The 5766-nt window shown below is 76.9% G+C and carries 6 protein-coding genes; 1 reads left to right on the top strand and 5 read right to left on the bottom strand.

The window, feature by feature from the left end; genetic code table 11:
- A partial coding sequence (locus AC2CHG_RS29640) for an RDD family protein (protein ID WP_484526041.1) occupies positions 1-847 on the bottom strand: 847 nt, incomplete at its 3' end.
- Positions 848-888: 41 nt separating this feature from the next.
- On the opposite strand from AC2CHG_RS29640, the gene AC2CHG_RS29635 reads away from it, so the two are divergent.
- A complete protein-coding gene (locus tag AC2CHG_RS29635) occupies positions 889-1842 on the top strand; it encodes a stage II sporulation protein M (RefSeq protein ID WP_262012432.1) in 954 nt (317 codons plus the stop codon).
- Here the strand turns inward: AC2CHG_RS29635 and AC2CHG_RS29630 are convergent.
- From AC2CHG_RS29630 to AC2CHG_RS29615, 4 genes are all read right to left on the bottom strand, one after another.
- Positions 1820-3130, bottom strand: coding sequence for a DUF58 domain-containing protein (locus AC2CHG_RS29630; RefSeq protein WP_262012431.1), 1311 nt, complete (start codon positions 3128-3130; stop codon positions 1820-1822). The two genes, AC2CHG_RS29635 and AC2CHG_RS29630, sit on opposite strands and share 23 nt — an antisense overlap.
- A complete protein-coding gene (locus AC2CHG_RS29625) occupies positions 3127-4104 on the bottom strand; it encodes an AAA family ATPase (protein ID WP_194798463.1) in 978 nt (325 codons plus the stop codon). The genes AC2CHG_RS29630 and AC2CHG_RS29625 overlap by 4 nt, the downstream gene beginning before the upstream one ends.
- Positions 4101-5402, bottom strand: a complete 1302-nt coding sequence (locus AC2CHG_RS29620; RefSeq protein ID WP_484526040.1) for a DUF4350 domain-containing protein — start codon at positions 5400-5402, stop codon at positions 4101-4103. The genes AC2CHG_RS29625 and AC2CHG_RS29620 overlap by 4 nt, the downstream gene beginning before the upstream one ends.
- A partial coding sequence (locus AC2CHG_RS29615; protein ID WP_484526039.1) for a DUF4129 domain-containing protein occupies positions 5399-5766 on the bottom strand: 368 nt, incomplete at its 5' end. The genes AC2CHG_RS29620 and AC2CHG_RS29615, both read right to left, overlap by 4 nt.

Below are 5766 nucleotides of genomic sequence, written 5' to 3'. Positions count from 1 at the left end.
GGCCCAGCCCCGGCCGGAGCGTGGCGGTGACCGCCCGGGCCCGGCCCAGCCGCAGCGCCGCCCGGCGCCCCCGCTCGGCCAGGACGGCGGACAGGTAGACCCAGTCCGGCGCGGCCCACGGCGGCGGCGAGGTGACCGCGGCGACCTCCGCCCACAGCGCCCGGCCCAGCCGGAAACGGTCCGGTTCGGCCAGCTGGGGGAGCCGGTCCAGGTACTGCCGGACGGCCAGCGCCAGCCCGTCGTCGAACCGGGTCAGGTCGAGCGTGGCCGCCCAGGCCAGCAGCGGCGGCGGGGCCGGTGGCAGCGGCCGCCACAGCGTGGCGCCGCGGCTGTGCACCACGAGCGTGCCGGCGACCAGGTCACCCAGCCGGCGACCGCGCGGGTCGGTGAGCATCACCGTGACGCTCGCGACCCAGCTCAGCAGCGGCAGCACCAGCCCGGGCCACTCCACCGCCACGCCCACGAGCGCCCGGGTCAGCGACTGGCCCACACCCACCGGGCCACCGTCGGCGCGTACCACCCGCAGCCCCACTGCCAGCTTGCCCACCGTCCGGCCACCGGCGAAGCGTTCCATCGTCACCGGATAACCGAGCAGGACCAGCACCATCAGCACGACCTGAAGCGCGCCGGCCAGCGCCAGATCGAGGGAGTCACCGAGCAGCGCGAGCGCCGCCATCGCCAGCACCGCGCCGAGCACCAGGAACAGCGCGACCTGGATCACGGCGTCGATCAGCAGGGCGAGCACGCGGGAGCCCAGCCGGGCCACCCGGACGTCCAGCTCCACCGCCTCGCCGCTGACCAGACCGGCGTCGCCCCAACGGGGCGGTGGAGGAGGTTGCGCGCGCACCCCGACAGTGAACACCATGGACGCCGAACGGGGGAGGGTGAGTGGATCTCGACGCGTACGTGGCCGAACACGGCGCCGAATGGCGGCGGCTGGAACACCTGACCGGGCGGCGTCGGCTCGACGCGGCAGAGGTCGACGAGCTGGTGGCGCTCTACCAGCGCAGTGCCACGCACCTCTCCGCGCTGCGCGCCCGGGCACCCGAACCGGCGCTGGTGAACCGGCTGTCCCACCTGGTCCTCGCGGCCCGCGCCCGGGTCACCGGCCGGCCCCGGCCGTCGTGGGCGGCGGTGGGCCGCTTCCTGGCCGCCGACCTGCCCGCCGCGCTCTACCGGGCGTGGCCGTGGTGGTGCGGCGTGGCCACCGCGTTCAGCGTGCTGAGCGCCTTCCTCATCTGGTTCGTCGCCGGCAACCCCGACACCGCCGCCGCGTTCGTCGGCGACGAGGAGGCCCGGCAGCTCGTCGACTCCGGTTTCGCCGGCTACTACTCCGAGTTCTCCGCGCCCACGTTCGCGTTCCGCCTGTGGACGCACAACGCCTGGCTGGCCGCCCAGTGCCTGGCCGCCGGTGTGCTCGTGGTGCCGGTGTTCTGGCTGCTGTGGCAGAACGCGCTGAACATCGGCGTGGTCGGCGGCGTGATGATCGCCTACGGGCGGGCCGACGTCTTCTTCGGCATGATCACCCCGCACGGGCTGCTGGAGCTGACCGGCATCTTCGTCGCCGCCGGGGTCGGCCTGCGGACCGCCTGGGCCTGGATCGCCCCGCCCGCGCACCTCGGACGCGGCCGGGCCCTCGCCGAGGCGGGACGGCTCGCCGCCGTGGTCGCGGCCGGCCTGGTCGGCGTCTTCGCCGTCTCCGCGGTGATCGAGGCGTTCGTGACTCCGGCGCCGGTGCCGATCCCGCTGCGGGTGGCAGCGGGCGCCGCGGTGTGGCTGGCCTTCCTGGCGTACGCGCTGGTGCTCGGCCGGCGCGCGGTCAGAGCCGGCCGAGGGACTTGAGCCGCAGATAGGTGTCGGCGACGGCCGGGGCGAGCCGGTGCCCCGGCACGTCCACCACCGTCACGCCGTAGCGCGACAGGGCGGCGCGTACCCGGTCCCGCTCGGCCAGCGCCCGCCACGCCGACGCGGCCGCGTACGGGTCGTCCGGGCCGGCCGGGGTGGCGGTGGCGAGCCCGGTCAGCACCGGGTCGCCGGCCGCCGCGAGCACCACCCGGTGCCGGGTGGCCAGCCGGGGCAGCACCGGCAGCAGCCCGTCGCCGATCGCGCCCGCCTCCAGCGCGGTGAACAGCACCACCAGGCTGCGCTGCCGCTCCCGGCGCAGCACCTCGGCGGCGATCAGCTCGAAGTCGGTCTCGACCAGCGCGGGCTGCAACGGCGCCACCGCGTCGACCAGCCGGGCGAGCAGTGCCGCACGGCCGCTGCCGGTCACCCGGGCCCGGATCTCGGTGTCCGCCGCCAGCAGGTCCACCCGGTCACCGGCGCGGGCGGCCAGCGCGGTGAGCAGCAGCGCCGCGTCGATGGCGGTGTCCAGCCGGGGCTCGTCACCGAGGCGTACCGCCGACGTGCGGCCGGTGTCCAGGACGCACACCAGGCGCCGGTCCCGTTCCGGGCGCCAGGTGCGCACCAGCACGTCGGCGCGGCGGGCGCTGCCCCGCCAGTCGATCGAGCGGACGTCGTCGCCCACCGCGTACTCGCGCAACGTGTCGAACTCGGTGCCGTGGCCGCGCCCCCGGGTCACCTGCACGCCGTCGATGACCCGCAGCCGGGACAGCTTCTCCGGCAGGTGCCGGCGGGAGTCGAAGCGGGGCAGCACCCGCAGCGTCCACTGCGGCGTCGCCGGCCGTTCGGCGTGCTGCCTCGCGCCCAGGCGCATCGGCCCGAGCGACCGTACGGTCAGCGCCGCCGCCGGACGGTCGCCGCGCCGGGTCGGGGTGAGCCGGACCGGCAGCGTGGCGGCGCCACCGGGCGGCACGGTGAGCAGGCGGTCCGGCGGCACGTCCGGGCGTGCCCCGGCCGACGGCACCCAGGCGTCGCGTACCTGGGCGTACAGCGTGCGGTCGGTCGGGTTGGCCAGGTGCAGCGTGACGGTCGCGGTGCCGCCGAGGCGGACCGTCCGTTCCCCGGATCGGGTCACCGTGAGCGCGTCCGGCGGCACCGCCATCGCCCGGTCGAGCAGCACCAGCAGCAGCACCGCCGCGGTCAGCACGGCGACGCCGAGGAACGGGGCCGGCCAGGCCGGCAGGGTCAGCGCGCCCACGCCGAGCAGCAGACCCGCCCGCCAGGTCATCGCGGCGTCGGCACGGTGGCCAGCACCGAGTCCAGCACGGCGTCCGCTGTGACGCCCTCCAACTCCACCTCCGGGCGCGGGCGCAGCCGGTGCCGCAGCGTCGGGCGGGCGACCGCCTTGACGTCGTCCGGGGTGACGTGGTCGCGGCCGGCCAGCCAGGACCACGCCTTGGCGGCGTTCAGCAGCGCGGTGGCACCACGCGGGGACGCGCCCAGCTCCAGCGCCGGGGCGGCCCGGGTGCCCCGGCACAGGTCCACGATGTAGCCGAGCACCGGCTCGGCCACGTGCACCCCCCGCACCTCCGCCCGGGCGGCGGCCAGGTCCGCGGAACCCGCCACCGGGCGTACGCCGGCGGCACGCAGGTCGCGCGGGTCGAAACCGGCGTGGTGCGCGCGCAGCACGCCCAGTTCCTCCTCGCGCTCCGGCAGTGGCACCGTCAGCTTGAGCAGGAAGCGGTCGAGCTGCGCCTCGGGCAGCGGGTAGGTGCCCTCGTACTCGACCGGGTTCTGGGTGGCCACGACGATGAACGGGTCGGGCAGCGGACGGCGCTCGCCCTCGACGGACACCTGCCGCTCCTCCATCACCTCCAGCAGCGCCGACTGCGTCTTCGGCGGGGTCCGGTTGATCTCGTCGGCGAGCAGCAGGTTGGTGAAGACCGGCCCCTCCCGGAACGTGAACGCGGCGGTGCGCTGGTCGAAGATCAGCGAGCCGGTGACGTCGCCGGGCATCAGGTCGGGGGTGAACTGCACCCGCTTGGCGTCCAGGTCGAGCGCGGCGGCAAGCGTCCGGACCAGCAGCGTCTTGGCCACCCCCGGTACGCCCTCCAGCAGCACGTGCCCCCGGCAGAGCAACGCGATCACCAGGCCGGTGACCACGGCGTCCTGCCCGACGACGGCCTTCGCCACCTCGGCACGCAGCCGGTGCAGGGCGGCGCGGGCGCCGGACGGTGCGGTGGTCGTGACGGGTCCGGTCACCGGGTGTCTCCTTCGCTCGGATGCGGGGCCAGGGTACGGGTCAGGGCGTCCAGGTCGCGGGCCAGCTCCAGCAGCTCGCGGTCCTTCTCCGGGGCGGGGCCGTAGAGCAGGTCGGCCATCCGTTCCGGGTCGGCGCCGACGCGCTCGGCGACCCGGGCGGCCACCTCGTCGTCGGGCGTGTCCGGGGGCAGGTTGAGCCGGGTCACGAGCCGGTCCAGGGCGGCGGCGCGCAGCGTCGCGGCGACGGTGTCCCGGGCGCCCGCCCGGCGGTAGAGCCGCGCCCGGCCGCGTACCGTCTCGGCGGACCGGACGGTGACCGGCAGCGGCTCCGACACCGGCGGCCCGAGCCGGCGGGCCCGCCACAGCACCACGAGCAGGCCGGCCAGGGCGAGCTGCACCAGGAGGGCCCAGAACCAGAGCGGGAAGGCACCCCAGAGCGGGTTCTCCCGCGGCGGGTCGGCGCGGTCGGGCGGGTCGGGCCGCTCCGACCGGCCGCTGCCGGCCGGTGCGGGCTGGTCGGTGACCGGATCCGGGGACCAGCTCGGCCCGGTCGGGGCCGGCACCGGCTCGGGCAGGTCGAGCCAGACCAGCGGGCGTCCGCCGCCGAGCAGGCCGGTGGCGAGGGCCTCGTTGCCCCACTCGCCGCTCCGGTCGTTGCGGAACGGGTCGCTCGCGCCGGCCAGCACCACCTCGACCCGGCCGGGGACGCGCAGCAGCGCCCCGGCGTAGCAGTCGTCGACCTCGGCCGGCCCGTCGTAGCGTTGCAGGTCGATCGCGGCGGTGCCGGCCCGTACCGCCTCGGGCAGCCGGCACGGCGTGCCGTCGGCATCCGGCGGCACCGCCCGGGCGGCCCAGCGGCCGCCGGCCGGCACGACCGGAGTGTCCAGTTCGGCGAGCACCCGCCGGGACGGCTCGACCAGCACCAGCCGGCTACCCGGCGGCAGGGTGGTCAGCTCGTCGAGCCGGTCCGGGTGCACCAGAGCGGGCGCGGGCACGAACAGCGTGCTCGGCTCGGCCCCGGCGGTACGCAGCGCCGCCGTCAGGTCCGTCTCCCGGCGCACCGGCACGCCCTGCGTCCGCAGCGCCTCCGCGAGCCTGCTCGCGCCGTCGTCGTCGGTGGCGACCGGGGACAGGAAGCCGGGCTCGTCGGCGTCGGGCCGGTCGATCGCGTGCAGCACGAGCGTGGTCACGATCAGCAGCACGGCGAGCCCGAGCGGGACGAGCAACCGGTACGGCCGCCGACGCGGTGCCGCCGTGGTCGCCGTCGTCGTGGTCTCCGGTACGACAGTGGCGGTCACCGCGGCTCCTCCCCGGTCAGCTCGCGACTGAGGTCGGTGGCGAGTTCACGCATCCGCCGGTCGTGCGCGGCGGTGGCGGGACGCTGGGCGTACCAGAGGTCGGAGAAGATCGCGCCGGCCGCGTGCAGCGTCGGCCGGACCCGCGGCCGGGTGCGGGCCGCCGCCTCGGTCAGCTCCACGACGGTGAGCCCGGGGCGGGGTTCCACCACCTGCCGGACGACCAGGAGCCGGACCATCTCGCGCAGCCGTTCCCGGACCGCCTCGGCGTACCGGCCCTCGGCCGCCAGCCGGTCGGCCAGCCCGGGACCGGCCGCCGCCGGTTCCGGCAGCCGGGGCGCGGGCAGGCGCACGGCCGGCGGATCGG

The organism is Micromonospora sp. ATLC20, assembly GCF_057196585.1.
The sequence above is the reverse complement of the archived record's forward strand: the minus strand, read 5'-3'. Positions and strand labels throughout refer to the sequence as shown.